Raw genomic sequence first — 24914 nt, 5'->3', positions numbered from 1 at the left:
TCTATTTTCTCAAAATGCAGAAATATAGATAAACTTGGATAGGAGATGAAAAAAATCAACTTCAGTATTTCAATACCACATACTTCAGAATTCGGTACTGATAACTGATAACTGATTTAATAGGCATCTTGTAATTCGTAAAATTCTGGGGAAATATAATCCTTACGCAACGGCCAACCTACCCAGTCTTCCGGCATCAAAATTCGTTTGAGATTAGGATGTCCTTCGTAGACAATGCCATACATATCATAAGATTCCCGCTCTTGGAAATCTGCTGACTTCCAAATCCAATAAACTGAAGGAACTCTAGGATCGTCTCTGGGGATAAATACTTTTACCCGTACTTCTTCTGGTTGGTCTACATCATCACTGACTTTGACCAAGTGATACATACTTACTAAGTCTTCTCCAGGTCCTGCATCATAAGCACATTGACACTGTAGATAATTAAAGCCATAAGCATACAAAGCTGTGGATAGGGGAATTAAGAAATCCCTGTCAACTTTGATAATTTCTACTCCCAGATGATCGGGTTCTAAGAATTGATGCTCAAAACCATTCTCTGCCAGCCATTGTGAAACTTTACCTGCTTCAACTACTGGAGCTTCTTCTGATTCAGCCACGACTTACCTCCTCTGTTTGTGTAGCTTGCAGTGCTGGTGGTACTGGCATACCTATTGCTTCTGTTAGCTCTTTTGGTGGTGCTTGACGGTCAGATGTCTGTAGATATTGACCATTCAGAATTGGTTCAACTACTTTCATATTGTGCTTAACACTGTAGTAACGATGAGCTTGCAAGAGTTTACCCCTCTCTTGCAAGGATTCATTGGCAACTTTTTTCCTCAGCTTGATGACAGCATCAATAATTGCTTCTGGACGTGGTGGACAGCCAGGAATATACAAATCCACTGGAATTAATTTGTCTACCCCACGAACTGCTGTTGGTGAGTCCATGCTAAACATACCGCCTGTGATTGTACAAGCACCCATGGCAATGACATATTTAGGTTCTGGCATTTGCTCATAAAGCCGTACCAAGGTAGGACCATATTTCATGGTGATTGTACCAGCAGTAATTAGTAAGTCTGCTTGTCTAGGGCTGGACCGTGGTACTAAGCCAAAGCGGTCAAAGTCAAATCTGGAGCCGATGAGAGCTGCAAATTCAATGAAACAACAAGCTGTACCATACAAAAGAGGCCATAAACTAGAAAGTCTAGCCCAGTTGTAAAGATCGTCAACTGTAGTTAAAACTACATTCTCTGAAAGTTCTTGAGTAACTTCGGGGGGTTGCTCAATTGGATTAATAATTTTTGGTTTTTGATTAGGACTTAAGACCATTCCAAAGCTCCTTTGCGCCATGCGTACACTAGAGCAATCACTAAGATTGCGATGAAAATTAGGGCTTCTATAAAGGCTAGGAGTCCCAACTGATGAAAGGCCACTGCCCAAGGATATAGAAATACTGTCTCTACATCAAAGATGACAAAGACAAGAGCGAACATATAGTAACGGATATTGAACTGTATCCATGCTCCACCAATTGGTTCTACACCGGATTCATAGGTCGAGACTCGCTCTGGGCCACGGGTTTTGGGCCGCAGTAGCTTAGATGCAGTTAAGGCAAGGATTGGTACTAGGCTGCTAATTATGAGGAAACCTAGAAAATACTCGTAACCACTAAGAACAAACACAATTAACCTACATTTTCTAAATAACTAGGACTCTTAGTCTGTGAATATTATAGAGACCATAAGAGTTATTCTACTGCTAGTCCAGATAATAAGTCAAAAGTCTAACTTTAAAAGTCAAAAGTTGAAAATAATATCATGTCCGGTTAAACAGTCTTCATTAATTGATAATTGATAATTACCTCTCCCTTTTAGGGAGAGGATTGACGAATCAGGAAAAGATTTATTTTTTTCCCCTTGAAAGGGGAGGCTTCAAGGCGTGAATGGTCTAATTATTTAATTGTTTAATTATTAATTATTTCGGTAAATAACGAGGGAGGAGTCAGGAGGTACGGACGTTGCATGCAACGTCCGTACGGAGTCAGGAGGGAAGAAACGATAAAGAAGAAGGAAGAGGAAGAAGAGGAGAATAAGCAGAAAGTTTTTTTATCACTAATTATCCGGACATGATATGACCCATCAATTCTAAATAGTTATCTCAAGTCAAAAGTTATAGGTCAAAAGTCAAAATTCAAAAGTTAAAACTAACCAATCAGTTCTAAATAGTCAAATTCTGTAATAATAATTAAAAATATTTTCATAATCGCTAATTCAATCCCTGGGAACTATGAGCGAGGAAACGACTGAGGCCAACACACAGGATGAGGCCAACATAGAGGAACTGGATCGATATGAATGTCGAGCCTGTGGCTATGTATATGAACCTAATAAGGGAAGTTCTACGGGAAAAATTCCACCGGGAACTGCTTTTTCAGATTTGCCTTCAGTTTGGCGCTGTCCTGTTTGTGGAGCGTCTAAAGTCCAATTTATGAATGTTGGACCGATTGAAGGCCCTTCAGGATTTAAAGAAAACCTTGGCTATGGTTTTGGTGTTAATACTCTCACACCCAGCCAGAAAAATCTTCTAATTTTTGGTGGATTAGCCCTGGGATTCTTGTTTTTCCTGAGCTTATATGGTTTACGATAAGATGGCCATAAAGATAATTGATAATTGATAATTGATAATTGATAATTAGAGATAGTTTTAATTATTTATTATTCATTATTCATTATTCATTTAATGAATGATTAAATTGTGATGCACTCAATAGTAAAATTCTGGAAACAAATTTTCATAGTATTAGCAGCAGTTATACTTTGTAGCGGTTGCAAAAATGCTTTTTTACCACCGATGAGTTACAATCCCTGGGAGGTAATTCAACTACCAACTGAGGTTACGTTGTTTGATATCGGATTTACAGACGATCTTGACCATGGTTGGATTGTGGGTGGTGATACAACTATTCTTGAAACTACTGATGGTGGCGAAACTTGGCAACCTAAAAGTATCGATTTAGAGGAAAAATCTCGCTTGACATCAGTAAGTTTTAATGGTAATGAAGGGTGGATTGTCGGACAACCTTCTTTACTTTTGCATACTGATGATGGAGGAGAGTCTTGGAGTCCAATTCCTCTAAGTTCTAAACTGCCTGGTGCTCCTAATACAATTGTGGCTCTGGGGCCAAATTCTGCGGAAATGACGACTGATGTAGGAGCTATCTATCGGACTGAAGATGGAGGATACAATTGGCGTGCTCAAGTGGAGGATGCTGTGGGAGTAGTGAGAAATATTTCTCGTTCTGCTGATGGTAAATATATCGCTGTTTCGGCAAAAGGCAACTTTTATTCTACTTGGGCACCTGGGGAAAAATCTTGGACTCCTCATAACCGTCAGAACTCTCGCCGTTTGGAAAATATGGGTTTTGGTGATGATGGTGGTTTGTGGTTATTAGCGCGTGGAGGTCAACTGCGGTTTAGCGATCCGGAAAACCTAGAAGAGTGGGGAGAAGCTATTACTCCTGAGTATGCTACAAGTTGGGGTCTTTTAGATTTGGCTTATAGAACTCCTGATGAAATTTGGGTTTCTGGCGGTAGTGGTAATTTACTTCGCAGTACCGATGGAGGTCAGACTTGGGAAAAAGACCTTGATGTAGAGAATGTTCCTGAAAATTTCTACAACATTGTATTTATCAATTCAGAAACAGGTTTTATTCTTGGTCAAAGAGGAACTATGCTCAAATATAATAGTTCAGCAGTTTCAGAGGCGGTTTAAAAACAGAAGCTATCCGACTATAACAATAGAAAAATATCATTGTTTATCACTTAATTGGGTAGTATTACTCAAACGGCAAGATATGATTTCTTTGTATTGTTTTATTTGCTGAAAATCAGTCTGAATGTGTTAGAATTGATCCCGTCTGGCTAAGAGATAAAAATGACAGATGTAAAAAAGACAAAAAGTTAGTCTATTTTTACTCTGGAAAAAGACAAAAAACTCATCCCATTTATAACTATGGTATGAGCAATTTAGAAAAGTTTTAAGACTATCATATATAAATGATGGTTTAAGATTATTTGGGAGGAAAAAATTAGATGGCTGGTGGCAGTACAGGTGAACGTCCATTTGGAGACATTATCACAAGCATTCGTTATTGGGTAATTCATAGTATCACTATTCCAGCTCTGTTTGTTGCAGGTTGGTTATTTGTGAGTACCGGGTTAGCTTATGATGTTTTCGGTACACCTCGACCTAATGAGTATTACACTCAACAAAGACAAGAATTACCAGTTGTTTCAGACCGTTTTGAAGCAAAACAACAAATTGATGAATTTATCAAATAGATAAAAAATAAGGAGATTAAAATAATGACTAGCGGAAATCCAAATCAACCAGTTAGCTATCCAATTTTTACAGTTAGATGGTTAGCAGTTCATACTCTTGGTGTACCTACAGTTTTCTTTTTAGGTGCCATCGCAGCTATGCAGTTTATTCAAAGATAGGAGCATAAGATAATGCCTTTAGACCGTAATACTAATACTAATCAGCAACCAGTAGAATTAAACCGTACTTCTCTCTATCTTGGTTTGCTCTTAGTTTTTGTTCTTGGTATTCTGTTTTCTAGTTATTTCTTTAACTAATTTGGGAAACGGAATTGAGAAATTTCTACCTATACAAGTTATCATATTTTGCTAATGTATAGGTAGTAGAATCAACTAAAAAGTTAACAATTAGATTGTTTACAAATTTCTTTGAAATAGTAGTTAGTTTTGAAATAATTGAGGTGAAGTATTATGATGTCTGAACCAGGAAGAATTCCTTTATGGTTGGTTGCTCTTGTAGCAGGAACTGGTGTACTTGTAGTTGTTAGTCTTTTCTTCTACGGAGCTTATGTTGGTGTAGGTTCTTCTTTATAAGAAAAAGTAGAAGTTTGACTTAGTTAATACTCAGATTATAGGATTTAGTTTTCTGAGATTTTGTTGAATAATTCCACTTTTTTGAGAGTGGAATTATTTTTTTTACCCTAATTTTTGATTCAGATAGCGATCGCTACTGATATCATGTCCGGTAGCATCGGTCTTGTAAGGTAAGGGTAAAGAAGAAGGCTTTAGTTATCTAGGAAAGAAGGCTTTAGTTATCTAAGACAGAAGGGTTAAAAGCACAAAAAAACTTAAATTTCCCATAGATATTAACGGTTAGGTTGACACAAACGATACCAGCGGACATGATATGATATAAAGCAAATCAGTGTAATTGAATAAGAAGATGATGATACAGCGCTTCCCGTTGTTATGAGGTACAAAATTTTAGGTTTGAGGGAACAGGTATGGAGGGAATAAGGAATAGAAAATAATAAAAACAACTGTACCTTATAGCTTTGGAAACTGCTGTAATTAGTAGTTTTTATAATTGTAATGAATTATAGTATTTTATCAAGCGCTTGATAACCATAAACAATGAGATTTTAGAGGCAATTTCAATCATTCTCTAACTGCAATAAACATTCCTGAAACACATAATTTACTACGGCAAATAATCTCTCTAAATCTCCAATATTATAACTGATAATATTTCTGGTAAAAATATCTCCTTATAAACAATGAGATTTTAGAGGCAATTTCAATCATTCTCTAACTGCAATAAACATTCCTGAAACACATAATTTACTACGGCAAATAATCTCTCTAAATCTCCAATATTATAACTGATAATATTTCTGGTAAAAATATCTCCTTCCAATTTACCAAACTGCCAAACTTGACCATTAGAAACAATACCAAAAATTGTTTGTTCTAAATCGTTGTTAATTTTCTGTACTGCAACTAATTCAGCCAAACATTGACCCCATCCTTCTACAAATTTATCTTGCTTTGCCTCGACTACTAAAAAATATGGTTTATCAAAAATAACTGTAGTTAAAGGATGGCGTTTTGCCACTATATAATCTGGTTGCCCAGAAAGATTTTCATCGTAAGTTAATGTCTGATGACTCCAAAGAGTTAATTTTTTTCTATACATTTTCCAGACTTCTTTTAACACTGGATAAATAAGGTTTTCACAAATAGCATCTTCTGAATTATCAACAACACCATCTGTAAATAATAATTCTAGTTCTGCTTGAAAAGTCTGAGGTACAGCAAGTTCAAGTTCGTTGATAAAATCTGATAAAATATACTTAATTTGAAACTCTTGGGCGACTGCTGCAATATTTTTGTAGTTACTGAATGGCATAATTTAATCCTCCGTTTTAATCATTCTCTAACTGCAATAAAAATTGCTGAAATATACTTAATTTGAAACTCTTGGGCGACTGCTGCAATATTTTTGTAATTACTGAATGGCATAATTTAATCCTCCGTTTCAATCATTCTCTAACTGCAATAAACATTGCTGAAATACATAATTTACTACGGCAAATAATCTGTCTAAAGATTCAATGTTATAACTGACAGTATTTCTGGTGAAAATATCTCCTTTCAATTTACCAAATTGCCAAACTTCACCATTAGAAACAATGCCGAAAATTGTTTGTTCTAAATTGCTATTAATTTTCTGTACAGCTAACAATTCAGCCAAACATTGACCCCATCCTTCTTCAAATTGATCTTGCTTTGCTTCAACCACTAAAAAATAGGGTTTACCAAAAATCATTCTGCCTAAAGGACTGAGTTTAGCCACAATATAATCTGGTTGTCCTGAAAGCTTTTCATCATAAGTTAAAGTCCTATGACTCCAAAGCATTAATTTGTCATAATAGGGTTTCCAGACTTCTCTTAAGATTGGAAAGATTAAATTCTCACAAATAGCATACTCTGAACTGTATACAGATAAGTTAGAAATTGCAAAATCTAACTCCTCTCTAAAATTCTGATTTATGGAAAATTTAATTTCATTGACAAAATTTGTATAAATATATTGAATTTGAAATTCTTGGACGACTGCTTCAATATTTTTGTAATTACTAAATGGCATGATTTAATGGATAATTGATAATTGATAATTGATAATTGATAATTGATAATGGATAATTGATAATGGATAATAAAAAGTATCTATAATTATCAATGTTATTGTAGTTCAATATATTGAATTTGAAATTATTTCATTACTTCTGCAATATTTTTGTAATTACTAAATGTCATAATTTAATGGATAATGGATAATGGATAATTGATAATTGATAATTGATAATGGATAATGAAAACTATGTCTAATGAGGGTTTGCTGAAAAAGTATTATAGATGAGGTTAGGAATCAGCAGTCAGGTAGGGGAGTCGTCGGATTGGCGACGTACAGGATAAATAGAAATTATAGAGGAGGTAGTCGGATATTTCGTATCTTGATTTTTCTGCTCTTATTTAGCTAATATCAAATCCGGTAGCATCGGTATAAAAAAGTAGAGAAACCGGGTTGGTATCAAATACCCTACAATACTAACATTGACCTCCCACAAACCCGGTTTCTTATTACTCCGAAGCCAGCAGATTTGATATAAAATCCTAACTTTTTGAACATAAGCAACCTAAAAGCTTAAACTTTTTGATACCTAAAAATACTAAAACATTTACCTCTAAAGACTTTAATATTTAATCAGTAAACCCTAATTATCAATTATCCATTATCAATTATTAATTACTAAAGCTCCTTCCATTTTACTCAACCAATCTATTAAACTTTCTAACTGTTTATCTGCACTTAAAACACCTAATCCTCTGACTGTAACTTTACCCTTACTAAAGACAAAACGAGATTGTAAATGACCAGGTAATTTCTCCTTCAATAAATTCCATGCAGGTTCCTCCATTGGTGTTTCTAAAACAACGTGTTGTTTACCCTCTACTTTAATCCGAGAAAACCCTAATTTTTTAGCAATTTGTTTTAATTGCATCATCCTTAATAACTGTAAACCAGCTTTCGGAATTGCACCGTAGCGATCGCTCCACTCAATTTCTATTTGATTCAATTCTTCCCGACTATTTGCAACAGCAACCGATCGATAAGCACTCATTTTTTGGTCTAAGTCTGGAATATAATCTGCGGGAATGAATGCAGTCAAAGTCAGGTCAATTTGTGTATCATCAACTTGAGGAATTTCCTGACCTTTGATTTCCCGAATTGCCTCTTCTAACATTTCTGTATACAGATCGAATCCGATAGTGTTCACCTGACCAGACTGCTCTGCTCCCAAAATATCCCCCGCTCCCCGAATCTCCAAATCTCGCATTGCCAACTGATACCCAGACCCTAATTGAGTAAATTCCTTAATTGCCCGCAACCGTTTTTGCGCCTCATCTGTCAGCGCTGCTCCACCAGAAGCAGTAGTCGGATAAAATAACCAAGCATGAGCTTGCACTCCCGCACGACCAACCCTTCCCCGTAACTGATACAACTGGGACAACCCAAACTTTTGAGCATCTTCTATTAATATAGTGTTGACGCGGGGAATATCTAAACCAGATTCAATAATTGTCGTACAAACTAAAATGTCAGCTTCCCCCGCACTAAATGTCAACATAATTGACTCCAACTCTGCTGCATCCATTTGCCCGTGACCGATATTAATTCTGGCTCCGGGAATCATTTCTCGCAATTTTCCTGCTAATTCTTCAATACCTTCAATGCGTGGCACTACATAAAATACCTGACCTCCACGATTTAATTCTTGGCGAATTGCAGTGCGAGCAGTTTCCAGATCGTAGGGTGCTAGATGAGTTTTGATCGGGCGACGCAAAGGGGGTGGTGTAGTAATCAAACTCATTTCGCGAATCCCTGAAAGTGCCATATATAATGTTCTGGGAATTGGAGTAGCGGTAAGTGTCAGCACATCTACCTGAGCTTTGAGCGCCTTAATTTTTTCCTTCTGGTTAACACCAAACCGTTGTTCCTCATCCACCACCAACAACCCCAACTCCCGAAACTGGATCGTCTTACTTAAAATAGAGTGAGTACCGACAATAATATCTAATTCCCCTGTTGCTAACCGCCGTTGAATTTCTTTCTTTTCATTAGCAGTACGGAAGCGGTTGAGTAAACCTATTTCTATGGGGTAGGGAGCAAAACGTTCTTTGAGAGTGTGATAATGTTGTTGGGTTAAAACTGTTGTCGGTGCGAGAAATGCTACTTGTTTGTTGGCGGTGACTGCTTTAAAAATTGCTCGGATGGCGACTTCTGTTTTGCCGAAACCAACATCACCGCAAACCAGACGATCCATTGCTCGTTCACTTTCCATATCCCTTTTCACATCTTGGGTTGCTTTCAACTGATCGGGGGTGGGTTGGTAGGGAAACGAATCTTCCATTTCTTCTTGCCACGGGGTGTCAATAGGAAAACTGTAACCTGTTTTTTCAGCGCGTTGAGCATACAGTTTCAGCAAGTCAACGGCTAATTTTTTGATTGACTTACGGACTTTATTTTTGGTACTTTCCCAAGTTTTGCCAGTCAGTTTATTGAGTTGGGGTTTTTTCTTATCGGTGCTTCTTAAGCGTGACAGGGAACCAAGTTGGTCGGCGGCAACTCTGAGCAAACCGTCAGCATATTGAATTGCTAAATAATCACGGGTTTCATTATTTAGAGTCAGACTTTCTAATTTTACAAACTTACCAATACCATGTTGGCGGTGAACTACATAATCTCCTGGTTGCAGTTTGTTGGGGTCTACTTGTTTGGAAGCAGCTTGACGACGTTTGCGAATATAGGTGGGAGTGGCGAGGGTGTGTTGCCCGTAAAATTCTCTATCGGTGATTAGTGCTAACCGGAATGTAGGCAAAATAAATCCTTCTAATTCTGCTAAACCACTATATTTGAGAGCGACGGGAGTATATTGGGTTTGCAGTCTGTCAATGGCGGGGTAGTCGCGGGGGTTGGGAATAAACTGGGCGGGGCAGTCGTGTTCCTGGAGTAGAGAAACTGAGCGCGACGGTTGAGCGGAAATCAGGAAAACGGAATGTTTACGTTCCCTTTCCTGACGCAAATTTTCTGCCAGTTTCGCGTATTGATGTGGCATTACTGGTAAGGGGCGACTGGCAAGGTTGAGGGTATAGGGAAGGTCGGCGGTAATTTCGCTCTTGGTTTCTTTGGTAAGTTCGGATAAATATAGTCTGGGAAAAAATTCGACTTCTGTGAGAGAGTCGGCAAAGGTACGATGAATTTTTGGTAATTTTGTCGAGGTGTTGAGTTGTTGCCAATTTTCTTCTACCAGTTCAAACCAGCGATCGCCATGAGCAGCACATTGATCTGGTTCGTCTATGGCAATGAGAGTATTTTCTGGCAAGTAGTCTAATACAGAAGCAAATGTTGAGTCGGTTATTGACTCTAAATTTCCTAACCCCCACTGACTAAAATCTCTAGGTGTTAAGACTATTTGGGGAATTTTGTCAAGGGAACGTTGGGTGGAAGGGTCGAATTCCCGAATTTTTTCTAGTTCGTCTCCAAACCATTCTAGGCGTACTGGTAATTCTGAGGCGACGGGAAATATATCTATAATATCTCCCCGGCGACTCCACTGACCTTCGGTTTCAACTAATGCTACTCGTTCGTATCCCATTTGGGCGAGTTTTTCATCGAAGATTTTGGAGTTACTGGTAATGCCAGGGATGAGGGTTAGGCAGTAGGGTTGAAAATTTTTAACTGTAGGTAGGTGGGGTTGGAGCGATCGCTCTGTTGCCACCACGGCCATTTTTGCTTTATTGCTACTGTTACCGTTGCTAGTTACATTTTCTGGGGCATTCTCACTCACCAAGTCTGCTAATACCTGCATTTGTCCCCAAATCATTTCTTCTGAGTAGGAGGGTTCGTAAGGGGATGCTTCGGAAGTTGGGTAAAAGTGAACTGTTGGCCATCCTATTGCTTCTAATTGTGCTGCCCACCGCCCCGCCTCTTCTAATGTTGCAGTGACAATGAATAAATTTTGCTCTTGTTGTTGGGCGAGGGTAGATGCGACTAAACCTTTGGGTAAACGGGGAGCGCCGTTTAGTTGTAGACATTGGTATTGTTGGAGTTTATTTAGGAGTTCGGTTGTCAGAGGCGATCGACCAAGTAGTTTAATAATAGATGATAGTGTCATTTCAGTTATCAGTTATCAGTTATCAGTAGGCAAATAGAGAAACTTTGATCCAGTTTCAGTAATTTTTATTAGTATGTTATAGCAACACTAAATAGGTTTTCAATAATTAATAATTAATAATTAATAATTACCTTTTCTTATAAAGAAGAGGATTGGCTAAAAGGAATTTTGTTCTTTTTTCTCCATGAATGGAGAGGCTTTATACGCTTAATTTTCCGGTAATATTTTATCATAGGGGTTTGGTCTCTAAGCCCCATTTCTATCATAGGCTGTAATATTTTATCGTAGGGGTTTGGTCTCCAAACTCCATTTCTACTTAGGACTTGCTGATTAAATCTCAAACCTTTAAAGATAAAGACTTGAGATTTTTAGTAATTTTTCTGAGTATGTTATAGCAAACCTAAATAGGTTGCAATATTTTTTTTCACCAATCATTTACTCTTGCTATATATTATCCCAGATTCATAACTTAATTGTCATTCTATGAGGAATTATTTCCAATTTATTAAATCCCAACAAATCAAAACCTTTTTATTCTTAACATTTACCTGGATAATTATACCTCTATTATTGGTAGAAATTTTGATGATTATTTTTGAACCATACCTATTTAAAGGTCTGTATCAATATGACCCAGATTTAGGTTTTCGGGTGAGACCTGATATTAATGGTAATAATCAGTTTGGCTTCAATGACCAAGATTATTCTTTAGAAAAAGATCCTAATAAATTTCGTCTGCTGATTGTGAGTGACTCTTTTAATTGGGCGGGTGGAAAAGAGGGAAATTATACAGCTTTATTAGAGAAAAAGTTTGATAATTTTTATGGTCAAAATCAGGTAGAAGTGATTAATGTTGGCTATCCCGGAACTCATACTGGGGAACAATTAGCAATGTTGAAAAAGTACGGATTAAAATATAATCCAGACTTAGTAGTTTTAGGCTTTTTTGCTGGTAATGATTTTCGGGATGCCGACCCAGAAAGGAAACGAATTATTGTCAATGGCATATATATAGATATAGATAAAAAAGACGAGTTAATTCTTTTTGGTTATCCAATTATTGGTAAGTCTAGATTACTAATGTTTTTACAGCAAAAATATAAAGTTTACCAAGAATTACAAAAGGCTAAACATGATTCTGCTAAGTTGCCAAGTAGTTCTCTAGTTGCTAGTTTAAATTTAGCCTCATCTCCAATTATTGAAAGGGAAAAATCTCCAGGAATTTTATCTCAGAAAGCTTTTCTAAGGGTAGAAAAAAGTCGGCTCAAGTTTTGTAAGATTAAAGATTTACTTGAGGGTAAGCGGGATAAAAATATCAACTATATTTTTCAGAGTATTTTAGAGATGCAACAATTACTAAAATCTCGGAATATTGAATTTGTAGTTGCTATTTATCCTGACGAATATCAAGTTAATGATGAGTTACTAAATGAAATTTTTGCCGAGTACGACGATTTAAAACGAGAGTCTTATAATTTGACTTGTCAGCAAGAAATTTTGACTAAATTTTTAGCAGCTAATGGTATTCCTTATATAAATATGTTAGATAGATTTAAAATCGAACAAAATAATCGTCCTTTATACTTACTGAGGGAACCCCATTGGAATAGTGCTGGAAATTTATTAGCTGCCGATATTTTGTTCGATTATTTAGTAAAAGATATAGATGATTTTTTTAGAGATAATTAGGGCTGGCTGATTAAATATCAAATAATTTACATATAAAGTTTTCAGTATTTTTAGGTCTGGAAAAAGTAACTAGAGTTTGCTGAAAAAGTCTTATGGGTGAGGGTAGGAGTCAGGATGAATGAGGAATTAGCGACGAGACAGGAGGAAGAAGTATCCCTTTATTTTTCAGCTATGAGTCAACTTAAAATCCTAGGTGTTTGAGATACATACAACGAAAAAATTGTACTTTTTCCAGACCTAAAAAGGCACCTTATTTCCTGTCAATGGTTTTAGATTTAATCAGCAAGCCCTAACTATTTTTCAGCTCTTTATGCTCAAAAAGTTAGCATTTTGGGCAACAGTTCAGCAAAAAAATTATTCTCCGCTGCCGTACTCCTTAAAAAATACTTTTTTAGCAAACACTAATTAATGTAGTAGGGATTCGAGAAGCAAACCCCCTACTCAAATTAACTCTGAAAATATAATAACTTCAAAAAATAACTACTAACGTAAGCATTCAGCATTCAGCTATTAGTTATTCTCCTGCGAAGGAACTTAGTTAACAGCTTTATTACTTTATAATCGAGGAAAAAGTAATTGAGAGATTTAAAAGAATTAAAAGTATGATTCATTAATTGATAATTGATAATTACCTCTCCCTTTTAGGGAGAGGATTGACGAATAAGGAAAAGATTTATTTTTTTCCTCTTGAAAGGGGAGGCTTTAAACCTAAATGGTCTAATTATTTAATTGTTTAATTATTAATTACCCGGTAAAAGTCAATTAGTCAACCTTAATAGTTTATCAAATCACATACATTTTCATTGCTGTTTGCGCAGCATTCCGCAGGAATAGCTGACTGCTAATAGCTGTTTGCGCAGCATTCCCCAGAAAATGCTTACCGAATAATTAAGGTTTAAAGCTTCTCCTTTAAAGGAGAAACAAGAAAAAATTTTCCTTTTATTCAATCCTCTTCTTTTGAGGGAGAGGTAATTATCAATTATCCATTATCAATTATCAATTATTGAACTACTAATCTAATTCAAGGTTGGTTGATTCCGAAACAAGACAGTAATATTTTCACCATTCTTATTAACTAAATAAGTACCAGGAATTTGATAAAATTTGGTTGTATTTGTATCTAATGCCCAAGCCTTTACCTGAATATTTCCTTGGGGAAACATATGAGTAGATAATACTTTTTGCCATCCTGATTTAAAGTATTTTTGACTCTTAAATTCTTTCACAAGATAAGGTCTTGGCATTGTCATATCTGCCACAGCAGAAACAATAGGTTCGCCTTGCCAATTATCATAACTGAGAACTATTGCATCTACAGGTAAATTTGTATCAGTAAATATTGCCCAGCCAGTCGCTAATAAATTATTACCCCCAATAAATTCTAGCTTCTCAAAATTACCTTCTACTTCTCTACTATTACTCATATCTACTAAATCTGGAATCCGATTAGTTGCGATTAAGCCAGGCTCTAAAAAACCTATTTCTGTTAAGTAATTCGCCCGTTCTTTTATATATTCAAAATAGTAAGGGTCAATTAGATTTTGACAATTATCGTGAGTAAAATCAATTAGTAGTAAACAGCCTTTATATTTCAAAAAATCTTGTTTCCATGACTTCATCTTGTCTACACTATAGGTAAAGTTATGTATTTGGAGAACAGTTATTATGCCGAGAAACCAACAAATAATCTTCGAGAATAAGTTTCTATTAATTAAAAAATATTCTTTTTTAATAGCATCTTCTCCCACAACTATCATTAAATGAATTATGGAGATAATTATGTAGGTTGAAAATGTTGTATATCTTGATGAAAGAGCTTGATCTATACCAAGTGTTACTCTACCAGCAGATGTCACTAAGGCACTAATAACTGCATAAAAACCAAGCATAATCCAACCAATAGTTTTATGTCGCAATTCATAGTCTTTAATATGCCTTATGACATAAGAACAGAAACCAATAAATAGAGTAATAATTACTGCTCCAATAACAATTGAGTTATTGAGTGGCTGTATACTACTACCAACTCCTAGAGAACTACCTAAAAATGCTAGAAAATATTGGAAGGTTTGATATGGATATTGAAGTGCTTCTAATGGACTAGGGTGAGATAATGGCTTTTGATAATCGTGGAAGTAAAAGGTTATATTGGCTAGAAATCCAATTATCCAAAGTAGATATAAAATTATGTTTTTCCTAATATCTGACCAATATTTTAGTTGTATTAAAGCTAGCGCTGGTAAGACTATTACCCAAGCTAATAAACCATTAGCATAAGAAAAAGTGCTAATGATTGATAAGACCATACAAATTAGAATTTTGGCTAGATTATTTAGTCTTGAATAAGCAATTAATATACAAGTAGTAATACAGACTATAGGAGTAAAAACAACTATTTGAATACCCCACAACCAATTTTCATATTGAACAGCAGAAAAGATAAATATATTAGATACTAATGCTATAGTTAGACCTTTGATCTGAGAACCACCTATTGTTAATCTATTTAAGATATAAATATTTATAGAAACTATGCAGGCTAGCAAAAATGTGACTAACATTTCATATCTAATATTCCATTTAGTCAGAAATGCTAAAGTCAGAAAAATTAGTCTGGGAAAAAACTTTCGACTTTCATTGTGTTGTGTTATTAAATCATTAAAAGATAGAGTTCCTTGATTAAATTTTTCAAAGATAGCAGAAATTTGCCATTGGTCTTGAATTGGCACATTGACACTATATTTAAGAATCAGAAATCCTAAAACTATAGCTGGAATTATTACTAGACATAAAGTAATGCATAAAATTAGTCTAGAACTTAATTCATAATTATTTTTTTGCATATTTTTCTGTATATTATATTTGAAAAATTTGTCTTGTATAATTTTCGGTTGAATAGTTATAAATAATAGGTAATGGGCAAGAGGTTGAGTAGGTGCAATTTATCAATTGCTTCTACAAGATGATTCTATTTATAACTGATTATCCGAACAGGATATTAATGATACGCTCATTAATGGATAATGGATAATGGATAATTACCTCTCCCTTTTAGGGAAAGGATTGACAAATAAGGAAAAAAATTTATTTTTTCCCCTTGAAAGGGGAGGCTTTTAACCTGAATGATTTAATTAATAATTACTAATTATTAATTATTCGATAAATTTTATTGGCTAAATTAATTGCTAAAATTTAATCAATATCATAATATATATCTACTTTATGATTGTCAACTATAGCAATCCTCTGAGAATTTTTATGTTGATTAAATACAGCAACTAACCCTAATATCAACATGGCTATAGAAAAACTAAGTCATGCAAAGTTAATTGAACTGATGGTAGAGGTAGTTAACAGATAATCTAAGATTTATATCTACAAATAATTCTGTCTATCTACTTAAAAAGCTAATAACTGACAATTATATAGCAATCCTAAATAGGTCGTGACCAATCAAAAATTAGATAAAAAAACTGAAATTCCCACCTGTTGCCTGTTAGCTGTTCCCTAAAAAGCAGTAGGATTTTTGACACAAATAAAATAGGATTACTATATGTTATATTAACGTCTTACTGATTATTAATCTAAACTGAGTTTGGTTAAATCCAGCAAAAATATTCATTTCACAAAACTAAAACTTAATAATGAAAAATATTTTTTCTCTCCTCCGTCAAACAGTAATTATTTCTTTAATAACATTTGGCTTAACAGAAATTGCATTCAGAATTTATCACAAAATCAATCCTTCGTTTATGTTTTATGACCCCTCATCTTATAATCGCTGGCGAGGAAAACCATTTTCTACAGATTATGGTTTTCAGTTAAATTCTAGAGGATTTAAAGATGTGGAATTTACTAAACAAAAAGCAGAAGGTACATATAGAATTATTGGCATAGGTGATTCTTTTGCTTATAGTGGCGTACCTTATAAACATAACTTTTTAACTCTATTGGAATCTAAACTTAATCAGGATATTCAGCAACCTATAGAATTAATCAATATGGGAATAATTGCCATTGGACCGAAAGATTATTTATCCCTATTTGTTAATGAAGGATTAGAGTTAAATCCTGATATGCTTTTGCTATCTTTTTACATTGGTAATGACTTTTCTGATAACTATAAATCACAAGAAGATAGGAGGTTACTTAAAGTTCAAGATTCTTACGTTTTATCTTTCTTTGATTTTTTAATTAAGGTAAATAGTAAGTTTGAAGGCAACCTCTATCATCATGGTATTGAATATCGAGAAGACTTACCTACCTCACCGGATGACTTTCATCTACAAGAGGCAAAAAAGAGAAGTTATATTTTTATCAAAAATCCTGAAAAAACAGATTTTCCAGAACATTTTAAGGATGCTTTTGGCGACTTATTAAAAATTAAAGAAATTTGCGATAGCCGAAATATTACTTTAGTCGTAGTTTTAATGCCTGATGAGGTACAAGTCATTCAACAATTAAGAGAAAAAGTAATTGCTAGTTACAATTTTTCTCCAGAACAATTTGACTTCCGACAGCCTAATAAATTATTATCTCAAGAACTGGATAAACATAATATTTATCATCTTGATATTGTGGAAGAATTTGTTTTTGCTGGTTCCGAAACTGCTCTCTACAAACCAAATGATATTCATTGGAATATTGCTGGTAATAGATTAGCTGCGGAAGTCATAGATAAGTATCTCTCTCAGAAATTTTTTCCCTAATTTTCAATATAAGTAGTTGTGCTTTTAGGAATTTCCTAGTTGAGAGAGGTTATTTCAGTTATCAGTTATCAGTTATCACTTATCAGTGAAGCTCCCAGTTTAGTCGAAGGCTTGAAATAATGAGTTAAATATCTTTTTCATCCCCTTAAAATGGGAGGCTTTTGACCTCATTTTTTGGTAATAAGCAATAAAGAGTCAGCAAAATGTGTAATTAATTGTGTAATTAATTTTGCTTATGCACTTATCACTTTCCTTTTTTTTTTAATATTTACTCCTTCTTCCTTCTGGCCGAATAATTAAGGTTTAAAGCCTCTCCTTGAAAGGAGAAACAAGAAAAAATTTTCCTTTTATTCAATCTTCTTCCTTTTAGCTAGAGGTAATTATCAATTATTAATTATCAATTATCAATTATCAATTATCAATTATTGACTTCTTCCTTCTTCCTTAAGTTTAGTAAAAATTGAATTAGCTATAAATTCTGACAAAATATTTTCTCCAGTTTGAGTATAGTGACAACAGCTATCTATATAAACTATTTCTTGGGCATCATCTAAAATTTTTACACCATTGAAAAAATTCACACCATTCTGTTTTAAATTATCTATTTTACTTAAAAGTATAGGATATCCTAATTCTGTTGCTTCTCTAAAAGGACTATCAGAATCAAAAGCAATTTTCTTTTCTGCTTCACTGTAAACTTTGTTAGTTGGATAATATTGATTAGGTTGTAGAACATGAAAATATAAAATGTTATTATTAGCAGCTATCTGTTGCATCATTATTGATGTTTTTTGCCAATTTTCTGCCATTTTATCATATAATTCTGATTCTTCTAGTTCTGGATTTTGTGCATAGAAATAAACAATACTAGCTTCTGTTTCACCTGCTGCTTGTTGAGCTGCTTTTTTCCTTTCCTTATCAAAAATTTTGACATTTTTGCGATAGGTTGTTGCTAAATTTTGTACATAGATTGATGTCAGAGCATAACAATAAGCTACTTGACATTTTTCTAAAGTTTCTAAAGCATCTTTCAATTTATCTTTACTATCATTAATTTTCAACATAGCTTGAATAGATTTTGTAGAGAGACTATTATTTGCTATGTTTGTTAAGGGTACAACATGGTTGGTACTTGGCATCATAATATCAACAGCATTTTCATTATTTGCTTTAGCTATTGTCACCTCATTAAATCCATCAATATTGACGATCATATCAAATTCCTGACCTATGGAAAGAAAGTAGTTTAATAGTATTAATTGTTGTGGTTGTTTATAGCCTCCTGTTGCAAAAGACAAGATAATAAATTCCTTATCTTTAAATTCTGGAATTTGTTTTAATTTCTTTTCTAAGATTTGATTTTGAATTTCATATATTGAATAGTTTGAGGCAACCGAACCACCGAAAACTCCAATTATATATTGATTATTATTCTTTTTTTTATAAGGATAATCATAAGGAGAAATAAAACCAGCAGCATTATATTTAAAACCTTCTCTAAAATCAGGTCCTGGTTTTTGCACATAGCCAAAGTAAGGGTGCAATCTTTCTATTATAGAGTCTTCTAATCTAATTCCTGCTAAGTTTATTCCCATTGGATTTGTATTGGTATTAATATTTTCATTTTCATTTTCATTTTCTTTTTGATTTTCTAGTTCTTCTCCTTGATGATTTTCCGTTACTTTTTCTCTGGTGTAGAAAAATTGTTTATATCTAAAAAAATACCAACCGAGAGAACCTAACTCTAAAAATACAAATAATAAAATTATGTTAATCAATATGATTTTCCATAGTTCTTGAGAATTTTTCAAAATCATCAATTTTTTCATGGCAATTTTATAGAAAGTAATTTAGATATTTTTGCGGTTTTGCTCCAGCAGAAATACTGGATATTTTAGATTGATAATGAATAATAAGTGCCGAGGCAAAATTAATTACCTAATTTTTTTTATGTGATTTTTACAATACAAGTTTTTCAGCTCTAGACTATGTGTAATTAATTTTGTACACCTACTTAGTAATTTCGCTTAATGCAAGCTACTCCTTAAAAACATTCCTATTTTTTATGCTTCATGTTCTCATGGTTTACCTAAAGTATATACTGGAATATTTTTTTGTTTACCTTCTCCATTTTTTCCTGAATTTTATTGATTTAATAATTACAATTTTAATCCAATATTCTCGCTAGCTTTCTCAAATTTTCTCTGTATTTTTCCGAGAGTGGATAAATTTTTACTCAGAGAAACTCTAAATGATTATAGTCACATTTTATCATCTACCTTCTCTATGTACTCACCCATTTATTTTCTTTACCTAAATGATTCTCCATCTTTACTTTTCCATAACACTTTTAATAGAATTAGCAATATAATTTTCTAAAATTGTGTCTCCCAAAAAATTATAATGGCAACAAGCATCTCGATAAACTATTTCTTTTTCCTGATCAAAAATATTCGCACCATTAAAAATATTAACCTTAGCTTCTTTTAAGGTATTAATTTTAGAAAGTAATAGTGGATAACCTTTTCTAACACCTATAGAATAAGGATGACCTTCGATAATAAAAACTTTTTCTTCTGGACTATAAACTCTTTCTGTAGGATAATATTGATTTGGTTGAATAAAGTGAAAATACAATATATTTCTTTCGGCAAGAATTTGACTCATTGCTAGAGATGATTCATACCAATTTTTGCCAATTTTCTCAAACGCAATTTCATCTTCTAATACTTCTGGCATTTTATTCAAATAAACTAAACTGTTACTACCATCAATGTTGCTAGAATTTCTGGCGACTTTTTCATCGTATTTAATAATTTCTTTTTGATAGCTGTCTAGTAATCCTTTTAGTTGTAAACTTCTTAAACCATGGCACAATGCTAATTTACAACTTTCCAATTTATTAATAGCAGTTGATAAATTATTTTTCAGTTTACTAATTTCGACTATTGCTTTCATTACAGATAAATCATCACTAGCTAATCTAGTTAAGGGTAAAATATGCTGAATACTTGGTAAGTAAAGTTCTATTTGTTGTTGATTATTTTGGTGAGAAAGTGCTACTTCATTAAAACCATCAATATTAATTACCATGTCAAATTCTTGACCAATGGAAAGAAAATAATTTAACATCAATAGTTGTTGTGGTTGTTTATAACCCCCGCCAGCAAAACAGAGGATAATGATTTCTTTATCTGCTAACTCTGGTATGCTTTTTAAGCTGTTGATAAATTCTTGATTTCCTCTAGATTGATTAACGCGAATATTTACAGCAAAATTATTAGCTACTGAACCACCAAATACACCAATAATAAACTGATTTTTATTTGTTTTAGTAAAAGGGTAATTGTACTCAGATATAAGACCATAATTATTAACCATAATTCCAGATTCTTCATTAGTAAAGGAACCTCCTTTAAGTACATAGCCAAAAAACGGATGAATTCTCTCTAATATTGACTGATTATTTAAATCAGTTCCAAGTCTAGTGCCTCCTTTTTCCAACTCTTCTCGTACTTTGGAAGTAGTATTTTTTCTAGTATAAAATAGTTGATTTTCCTCAGCATAATAAAATCCTAGTGATACAACTTCTAAACCAATAAATGCTAAAAATAAATTAATAGTAAGTAGACTGAATCCTGTTCTAATTCTCTGGAACCATTTTAAATTTTTCATAGTATTACTAAAGTTTGCTTTACCCTGTCAATAACTTGGTTCATTGTCACCAAAAAAATGTAGCAATTAGGAATCAAATGTGAAAATTTTACTTTCCCATAAAACTCTAAAAGATAGAGTTTGGCTTATTTATTAAGATACAGTTTTTTCTTTCTTATATTTTGTAAGCATTCAGCAGTCAGCTATTTATTTTAGTTTGATAAAAAAGCTTTATTAGTTAAGATAAATTGAATCTTACTATCAAAGCCGAGTTTAAATGTTATATTTATTTAAAGCCTTTTTAAGGTTTAGATAGGGTTTGTACAAGAGTTGACGGCTAATAGCTGAATGCTTATTAGATTTTCCCTTTGATCAGTTAACCTTTTATATAAAAGTCTACAATATCTATTGATACAAAAAGTACCTAAGTCTAAAGCTTTTAACAAGTGCCATAAATAAATTTACCGAAATATTGTGGTTTAAAGCCTCCCCTTTTAAGGGGATAATAAATAAAAATTTTCCTGTTCGTCAATCCTTTTCTTTTTAAGGAGAGGTAATTCTAAATTCTTAATTCTTAATTCTTAATTCTTGAACGTTTTTCCTTTTCACCTTCTTTGCTGAGTTGATTAGTATATCGGTCACACAGATAATTTGCCATTATTTCTCCTACCAATTTATGACCTTCTATATTCCAATGACCTCCACAAGGAACTGCATTATCAAAACCATGCAAACATTTACCTGTTTTTTTTGCTTTATCCCAAATAGGTCCGGCTAAATTATATACTGGTATATTTTCCTCCTTACCAAAATTTTTTAATCTAATATCTGGATAGAATAAATTTGGCACATTCAAAGATTTTCTAAATCCATCACGCTTTTGAGTATCGGGTAAAACCTGATAAGCATCACTGGCTGTTATTAGCATAAATTCTGCTCCTTTCTCATCTACTTCATCTCTCATTAGTTTAATTAAATCTTCTGTTAATTCCCAAGTTTCTTCCCAGTCAGAATTGGGTTTTGGTTCCTTGTAAAAAGCAAGATTAATTTCACTATAATCTTTTTCAAACTGACGACGTTTAGTATTAATATCAACCTTTCTAATTAGCTGTAAAATTCTCGAATTTTGTACTAACCAAAATGGCAAGGAATCTACTAGGGAAAAATTATAACGGTCTCTCTGCCAAAATTTCAAATCTCGGAATGACATATCTGCTACAAGTTGACCATCTTGATAAATAAAATAGGGGCGTAAATGGTCATGTTCTAAAGTACGAGAATTATTACGCAGGTCGTTACCAGAATAAAAAACTAACATGACTAAATCTGGTGAATAATCCCAAACATGATGTCTTAAAGTCATTAATTCTTGAGCTGTTCCATAACCTTGTACGCCAAAATTCATTACCTCAACTTTCCGGTCTTTTAATACAGGACATTGTTGTAATTTTTGCTCTATTATTGCACCATAAGTATCTTCTAATTTGACATGAATTGCTTCTGTAAAAGAATCTCCCAATAAAGCAATTCTCAATCCATTTTCTGGTTTACTTTTACTCCGTTCATAATCCCTAAATCCTCCACTATTCATTTTTATTTCAGAAGGTATTCCCTCTCCAGTCCAAAATGATTTGCCGTTAGGATTTCCTGCCCAACCTCGATAGGGGTCTTTTGTTGTGTATAAAAGTTCTTTATTAGAGTCTTCTCTTGGTGGTGGTGGAGTTTCTATTTTTGCTATTCTTAAACCTATTTCACCTACGGCAATACTAAATATTAATGTACTTACTGTTAGTCCTAAATTGATAGCTAAATTTTTTAGTTTTTTCATTCTATAAAGGTTAGTTAAGCAAGAGATTATTTTTAATATTCGGAACTCAGTTTGTTTTTAAACCAAATTATATATACTAGCCGAAAATTGAAACAATTCTGGAAATTTTCTTAATTTTTTATCCTAGAAGTTTAGTCTCCCAACACAAACAAAAATGGGGTTTGGAAACCAAACCCCCTACAAATGCTCAACAATAGTTATAGCGCGTAGTGCTAGGGAATAGGGAATAGGGAATTAGGGAAAGGGTTTCGGGATTTAAAAATCTCCTAACCTTAATCTGTAGGGCTATAATTAATCTCCCACACTCCCCACACTCCCCACACTCCCCACACTCCCCACACTCCCCACACTTCCCACACTCCCCACACTTTCCTACTTCACCTAAACAAAACCATCCGTACTTGCAGGAAGTGCCCAGAAACCAACAAACTCATCTCGATAGTTGAGGGTATCAAGCACTAGCTGTCTATTATTTGGATCAGAAGTATAAAAGTGAGTAATATTCAAAGGATCTACTTGTTCGGCATCCAAATTGGCCAGTCGGTAAACAGGTATTGCATTAGCAGGCGCATCTGCTGGCCTAATCTCTGTTGTACCTACTGGTTTATAAGCATTAAACGCTATACCTGTATTGACAAATTGCGGGAGAAAATCTTCTATTCCCACCTCAAATGATAAAAAATCACTGCCTGTAGCGGTATTAAGGTAGCGAAATACAGGATCGCCCTGATTGACTGGAACATCAAACTCGTTACCTTCCTCCCGGAAAAAGGTAGGTTCACCTGTTAAATCATCTATTTCAAATTGATTAGCTGTAAAAATATGTGATTGTAAGGTAAAGTCCCAGAAGCGCAATACATCTTGAGAACTTCCTCCAAAATTACCACCTCCAAAATTACCACCTCCAAAATTACCACCTCCAAAATTACCACCTCCAAAATTACCACTAATTTCCTGGACAGCCAATGTATATTCTGTAGATGCTTGTCCTCCATCAGGAATACTCACACTGGTATCAGCAGGTGTTACTCTGAGCAAATAATTTCCTGTAGCAAGATTTTGAGTAATTAATCCGTTATTTGTTACTGTCGCTGATGCCGAGTTTATTAGATTTAAACCTCTGTCATATAGCTCTAATTGAGCATCGTCTTGGATAGCGTCTAATGTGACTCTAACTTGACTATTACTTGATACTTGAAAGTTAAACCAATCATCTGGATCGCTATTACCAACAAAACCATTAATTGATGGATTATCAAACACATTACCTATAGAAACTGCAGTATTAGAAAAGTCATTACTACTATCTTCTGAACTAACTTCTAACAAATAAAACCCAGTAGTTCCATTAACGCTTGTCACGGAAGTTGTATAATCTATATTCGATACTAACGGCTCGTAAACAATTTGTTCCGCTTCTCCTAAACCACCAAAGTCGCTAAAAAGTGGTAAATCTGGTGCATTTCCATCTAATATTAATTCAGCATCTAAATTAACACTTTCATCTGGATTATAACTAATAGGAAATACTGTTACTCTTAAAGGTTGATTAGATTCAATTTCTGATGATGGTATTAATATCTGTTCTGTTCCATCGCTGAATAAGATGTTACCAACTCGTCTAAAACCACTCATTGTTTTTACCGCATTAATATACTTATTTCATTAATATTAGAAGCCCTATACTAAGTTGATAGCTAACTTAACTAACTTAACTAACTTCACTAAATTAATTAACTTCAATAACTGTTTAAAACTACTACCATTGAAAAATACTCCCTTACCAAATTCGGAGGTATAAAGCCTCCCCCTTTTAAAGGGATGAAAAAAATCCAATGTCAGTATTTCAATCCTGGTGCTTTAGTGGGAGGTACTAATAACTAATAACTAATAACTGATAACTAATAACTGATAACTGATAACTAATAACTGATAACTGATAACTAATAACTGATAACTAATAACT

The 24914-nt window shown here is 33.8% G+C and carries 19 protein-coding genes; 8 read left to right on the top strand and 11 right to left on the bottom strand.

The window, feature by feature from the left end; translation table 11 throughout:
• Positions 1 to 116: 116 nt before the first annotated feature.
• Genes ACP6PK_RS19195 through ndhC form a run of 3 tightly spaced genes read right to left on the bottom strand, consistent with a single transcriptional unit; the run spans position 117 to position 1691 of the window.
• Positions 117 to 623: an NAD(P)H-quinone oxidoreductase subunit J gene (locus ACP6PK_RS19195; protein ID WP_426561775.1), complete on the bottom strand. Its 507-nt coding sequence runs from the start codon at positions 621 to 623 to the stop codon at positions 117 to 119.
• On the bottom strand, positions 616 to 1338 hold the full coding sequence (locus ACP6PK_RS19190) for an NADH dehydrogenase subunit K (protein ID WP_426561773.1): 723 nt from the start codon (positions 1336 to 1338) through the stop codon (positions 616 to 618). The genes ACP6PK_RS19195 and ACP6PK_RS19190 overlap by 8 nt, the downstream gene beginning before the upstream one ends.
• Positions 1329 to 1691 (bottom strand): photosynthetic/respiratory NAD(P)H-quinone oxidoreductase subunit C, encoded by a 363-nt coding sequence (ndhC, locus tag ACP6PK_RS19185; RefSeq protein WP_094677266.1) that lies wholly within the window; start codon positions 1689 to 1691, stop codon positions 1329 to 1331. The genes ACP6PK_RS19190 and ndhC overlap by 10 nt, the downstream gene beginning before the upstream one ends.
• A 604-nt stretch (positions 1692 to 2295) precedes the next feature.
• On the opposite strand from ndhC, the gene ACP6PK_RS19180 reads away from it, so the two are divergent.
• The 6 genes from ACP6PK_RS19180 (at position 2296) to ACP6PK_RS19155 (ending at position 4922) form a co-directional block, all read left to right on the top strand.
• Positions 2296 to 2655, top strand: coding sequence for a rubredoxin (locus tag ACP6PK_RS19180; RefSeq protein WP_094677268.1), 360 nt, complete (start codon positions 2296 to 2298; stop codon positions 2653 to 2655).
• 111 nt (positions 2656 to 2766) lie between these two features.
• Positions 2767 to 3780 (top strand): photosynthesis system II assembly factor Ycf48, encoded by a 1014-nt coding sequence (locus tag ACP6PK_RS19175; RefSeq protein WP_426561839.1) that lies wholly within the window; start codon positions 2767 to 2769, stop codon positions 3778 to 3780.
• 320 nt (positions 3781 to 4100) lie between these two features.
• Positions 4101 to 4349, top strand: a complete 249-nt coding sequence (gene psbE, locus ACP6PK_RS19170) for a cytochrome b559 subunit alpha (RefSeq protein WP_094677272.1) — start codon at positions 4101 to 4103, stop codon at positions 4347 to 4349.
• Positions 4350 to 4373: 24 nt separating this feature from the next.
• The gene (gene psbF, locus ACP6PK_RS19165; protein ID WP_094677274.1) at positions 4374 to 4508 is read left to right on the top strand and encodes a cytochrome b559 subunit beta; all 135 of its coding nucleotides are present in this window, start codon (positions 4374 to 4376) and stop codon (positions 4506 to 4508) included.
• A gap of 12 nt (positions 4509 to 4520) precedes the next feature.
• A complete protein-coding gene (locus ACP6PK_RS19160) occupies positions 4521 to 4646 on the top strand; it encodes a photosystem II reaction center protein L (RefSeq protein ID WP_426561770.1) in 126 nt (41 codons plus the stop codon).
• Between the two features lie 153 nt (positions 4647 to 4799).
• Positions 4800 to 4922 carry a photosystem II reaction center protein J gene (locus ACP6PK_RS19155; protein WP_094677278.1) on the top strand — a complete coding sequence of 41 codons (123 nt, stop codon included), beginning with the start codon at positions 4800 to 4802 and terminating at the stop codon, positions 4920 to 4922.
• A gap of 703 nt (positions 4923 to 5625) precedes the next feature.
• Here the strand turns inward: ACP6PK_RS19155 and ACP6PK_RS19150 are convergent.
• From ACP6PK_RS19150 to mfd, 3 genes are all read right to left on the bottom strand, one after another.
• The gene (locus tag ACP6PK_RS19150) at positions 5626 to 6237 is read right to left on the bottom strand and encodes a hypothetical protein (protein WP_426561768.1); all 612 of its coding nucleotides are present in this window, start codon (positions 6235 to 6237) and stop codon (positions 5626 to 5628) included.
• 129 nt (positions 6238 to 6366) lie between these two features.
• Positions 6367 to 6978: a hypothetical protein gene (locus ACP6PK_RS19145; RefSeq protein WP_426561766.1), complete on the bottom strand. Its 612-nt coding sequence runs from the start codon at positions 6976 to 6978 to the stop codon at positions 6367 to 6369.
• Positions 6979 to 7627: 649 nt separating this feature from the next.
• Positions 7628 to 11068 (bottom strand): transcription-repair coupling factor, encoded by a 3441-nt coding sequence (mfd, locus tag ACP6PK_RS19140; RefSeq protein WP_426561764.1) that lies wholly within the window; start codon positions 11066 to 11068, stop codon positions 7628 to 7630.
• 483 nt (positions 11069 to 11551) lie between these two features.
• On the opposite strand from mfd, the gene ACP6PK_RS19135 reads away from it, so the two are divergent.
• A complete protein-coding gene (locus ACP6PK_RS19135; RefSeq protein WP_426561762.1) occupies positions 11552 to 12757 on the top strand; it encodes an alginate O-acetyltransferase AlgX-related protein in 1206 nt (401 codons plus the stop codon).
• A 1016-nt stretch (positions 12758 to 13773) separates the two neighbouring features.
• Here the strand turns inward: ACP6PK_RS19135 and ACP6PK_RS19130 are convergent.
• Positions 13774 to 15600 carry a hypothetical protein gene (locus ACP6PK_RS19130; RefSeq protein WP_426561760.1) on the bottom strand — a complete coding sequence of 609 codons (1827 nt, stop codon included), beginning with the start codon at positions 15598 to 15600 and terminating at the stop codon, positions 13774 to 13776.
• An 801-nt stretch (positions 15601 to 16401) separates the two neighbouring features.
• Between ACP6PK_RS19130 and ACP6PK_RS19125 the strand changes: the two genes are divergently transcribed.
• Positions 16402 to 17466, top strand: a complete 1065-nt coding sequence (locus ACP6PK_RS19125; protein WP_426561758.1) for a hypothetical protein — start codon at positions 16402 to 16404, stop codon at positions 17464 to 17466.
• Positions 17467 to 17888: 422 nt separating this feature from the next.
• On the opposite strand, the gene ACP6PK_RS19120 is transcribed toward ACP6PK_RS19125, so the two are convergent.
• From ACP6PK_RS19120 to ACP6PK_RS19105, 4 genes are all read right to left on the bottom strand, one after another.
• Complete coding sequence (locus ACP6PK_RS19120) at positions 17889 to 19295, bottom strand: hypothetical protein (protein WP_426561756.1); 1407 nt, start codon at positions 19293 to 19295, stop codon at positions 17889 to 17891.
• 502 nt (positions 19296 to 19797) lie between these two features.
• Positions 19798 to 21141, bottom strand: coding sequence for a hypothetical protein (locus ACP6PK_RS19115; RefSeq protein ID WP_426561754.1), 1344 nt, complete (start codon positions 21139 to 21141; stop codon positions 19798 to 19800).
• Positions 21142 to 21694: 553 nt separating this feature from the next.
• Complete coding sequence (locus tag ACP6PK_RS19110) at positions 21695 to 22948, bottom strand: SGNH/GDSL hydrolase family protein (RefSeq protein WP_426561752.1); 1254 nt, start codon at positions 22946 to 22948, stop codon at positions 21695 to 21697.
• A 381-nt stretch (positions 22949 to 23329) separates the two neighbouring features.
• A complete protein-coding gene (locus ACP6PK_RS19105; RefSeq protein WP_426561750.1) occupies positions 23330 to 24583 on the bottom strand; it encodes a pre-peptidase C-terminal domain-containing protein in 1254 nt (417 codons plus the stop codon).
• Between the last annotated feature and the right edge of the window lie 331 nt (positions 24584 to 24914).

Source organism: Dapis hubbardiae BLCC-M172 (assembly GCF_050016015.1).
Taxonomy (GTDB): domain Bacteria; phylum Cyanobacteriota; class Cyanobacteriia; order Cyanobacteriales; family Microcoleaceae; genus Trichodesmium.
Note: the sequence above shows the minus strand (reverse complement) of the source record. Positions and strands in the feature narration are given on the sequence as shown.

Excerpts from the sequence above, each read along its gene's own strand:
- ACP6PK_RS19190 (WP_426561773.1), bottom strand. The coding sequence starts at position 1,338 with ATGGTCTTAAGTCCTAATCAAAAACCAAAAATTATTAATCCAATTGAG.
- ACP6PK_RS19180 (WP_094677268.1), top strand. The coding sequence starts at position 2,296 with ATGAGCGAGGAAACGACTGAGGCCAACACACAGGATGAGGCCAACATA.
- ACP6PK_RS19175 (WP_426561839.1), top strand. The coding sequence starts at position 2,767 with ATGCACTCAATAGTAAAATTCTGGAAACAAATTTTCATAGTATTAGCA.
- psbE (WP_094677272.1), top strand. The coding sequence starts at position 4,101 with ATGGCTGGTGGCAGTACAGGTGAACGTCCATTTGGAGACATTATCACA.
- psbF (WP_094677274.1), top strand. The coding sequence starts at position 4,374 with ATGACTAGCGGAAATCCAAATCAACCAGTTAGCTATCCAATTTTTACA.
- ACP6PK_RS19160 (WP_426561770.1), top strand. The coding sequence starts at position 4,521 with ATGCCTTTAGACCGTAATACTAATACTAATCAGCAACCAGTAGAATTA.
- ACP6PK_RS19155 (WP_094677278.1), top strand. The coding sequence starts at position 4,800 with ATGATGTCTGAACCAGGAAGAATTCCTTTATGGTTGGTTGCTCTTGTA.
- ACP6PK_RS19150 (WP_426561768.1), bottom strand. The coding sequence starts at position 6,237 with ATGCCATTCAGTAACTACAAAAATATTGCAGCAGTCGCCCAAGAGTTT.
- ACP6PK_RS19145 (WP_426561766.1), bottom strand. The coding sequence starts at position 6,978 with ATGCCATTTAGTAATTACAAAAATATTGAAGCAGTCGTCCAAGAATTT.
- mfd (WP_426561764.1), bottom strand. The coding sequence starts at position 11,068 with ATGACACTATCATCTATTATTAAACTACTTGGTCGATCGCCTCTGACA.
- ACP6PK_RS19135 (WP_426561762.1), top strand. The coding sequence starts at position 11,552 with ATGAGGAATTATTTCCAATTTATTAAATCCCAACAAATCAAAACCTTT.
- ACP6PK_RS19130 (WP_426561760.1), bottom strand. The coding sequence starts at position 15,600 with ATGCAAAAAAATAATTATGAATTAAGTTCTAGACTAATTTTATGCATT.
- ACP6PK_RS19125 (WP_426561758.1), top strand. The coding sequence starts at position 16,402 with ATGAAAAATATTTTTTCTCTCCTCCGTCAAACAGTAATTATTTCTTTA.
- ACP6PK_RS19120 (WP_426561756.1), bottom strand. The coding sequence starts at position 19,295 with ATGAAAAAATTGATGATTTTGAAAAATTCTCAAGAACTATGGAAAATC.
- ACP6PK_RS19115 (WP_426561754.1), bottom strand. The coding sequence starts at position 21,141 with ATGAAAAATTTAAAATGGTTCCAGAGAATTAGAACAGGATTCAGTCTA.
- ACP6PK_RS19110 (WP_426561752.1), bottom strand. The coding sequence starts at position 22,948 with ATGAAAAAACTAAAAAATTTAGCTATCAATTTAGGACTAACAGTAAGT.
- ACP6PK_RS19105 (WP_426561750.1), bottom strand. The coding sequence starts at position 24,583 with ATGAGTGGTTTTAGACGAGTTGGTAACATCTTATTCAGCGATGGAACA.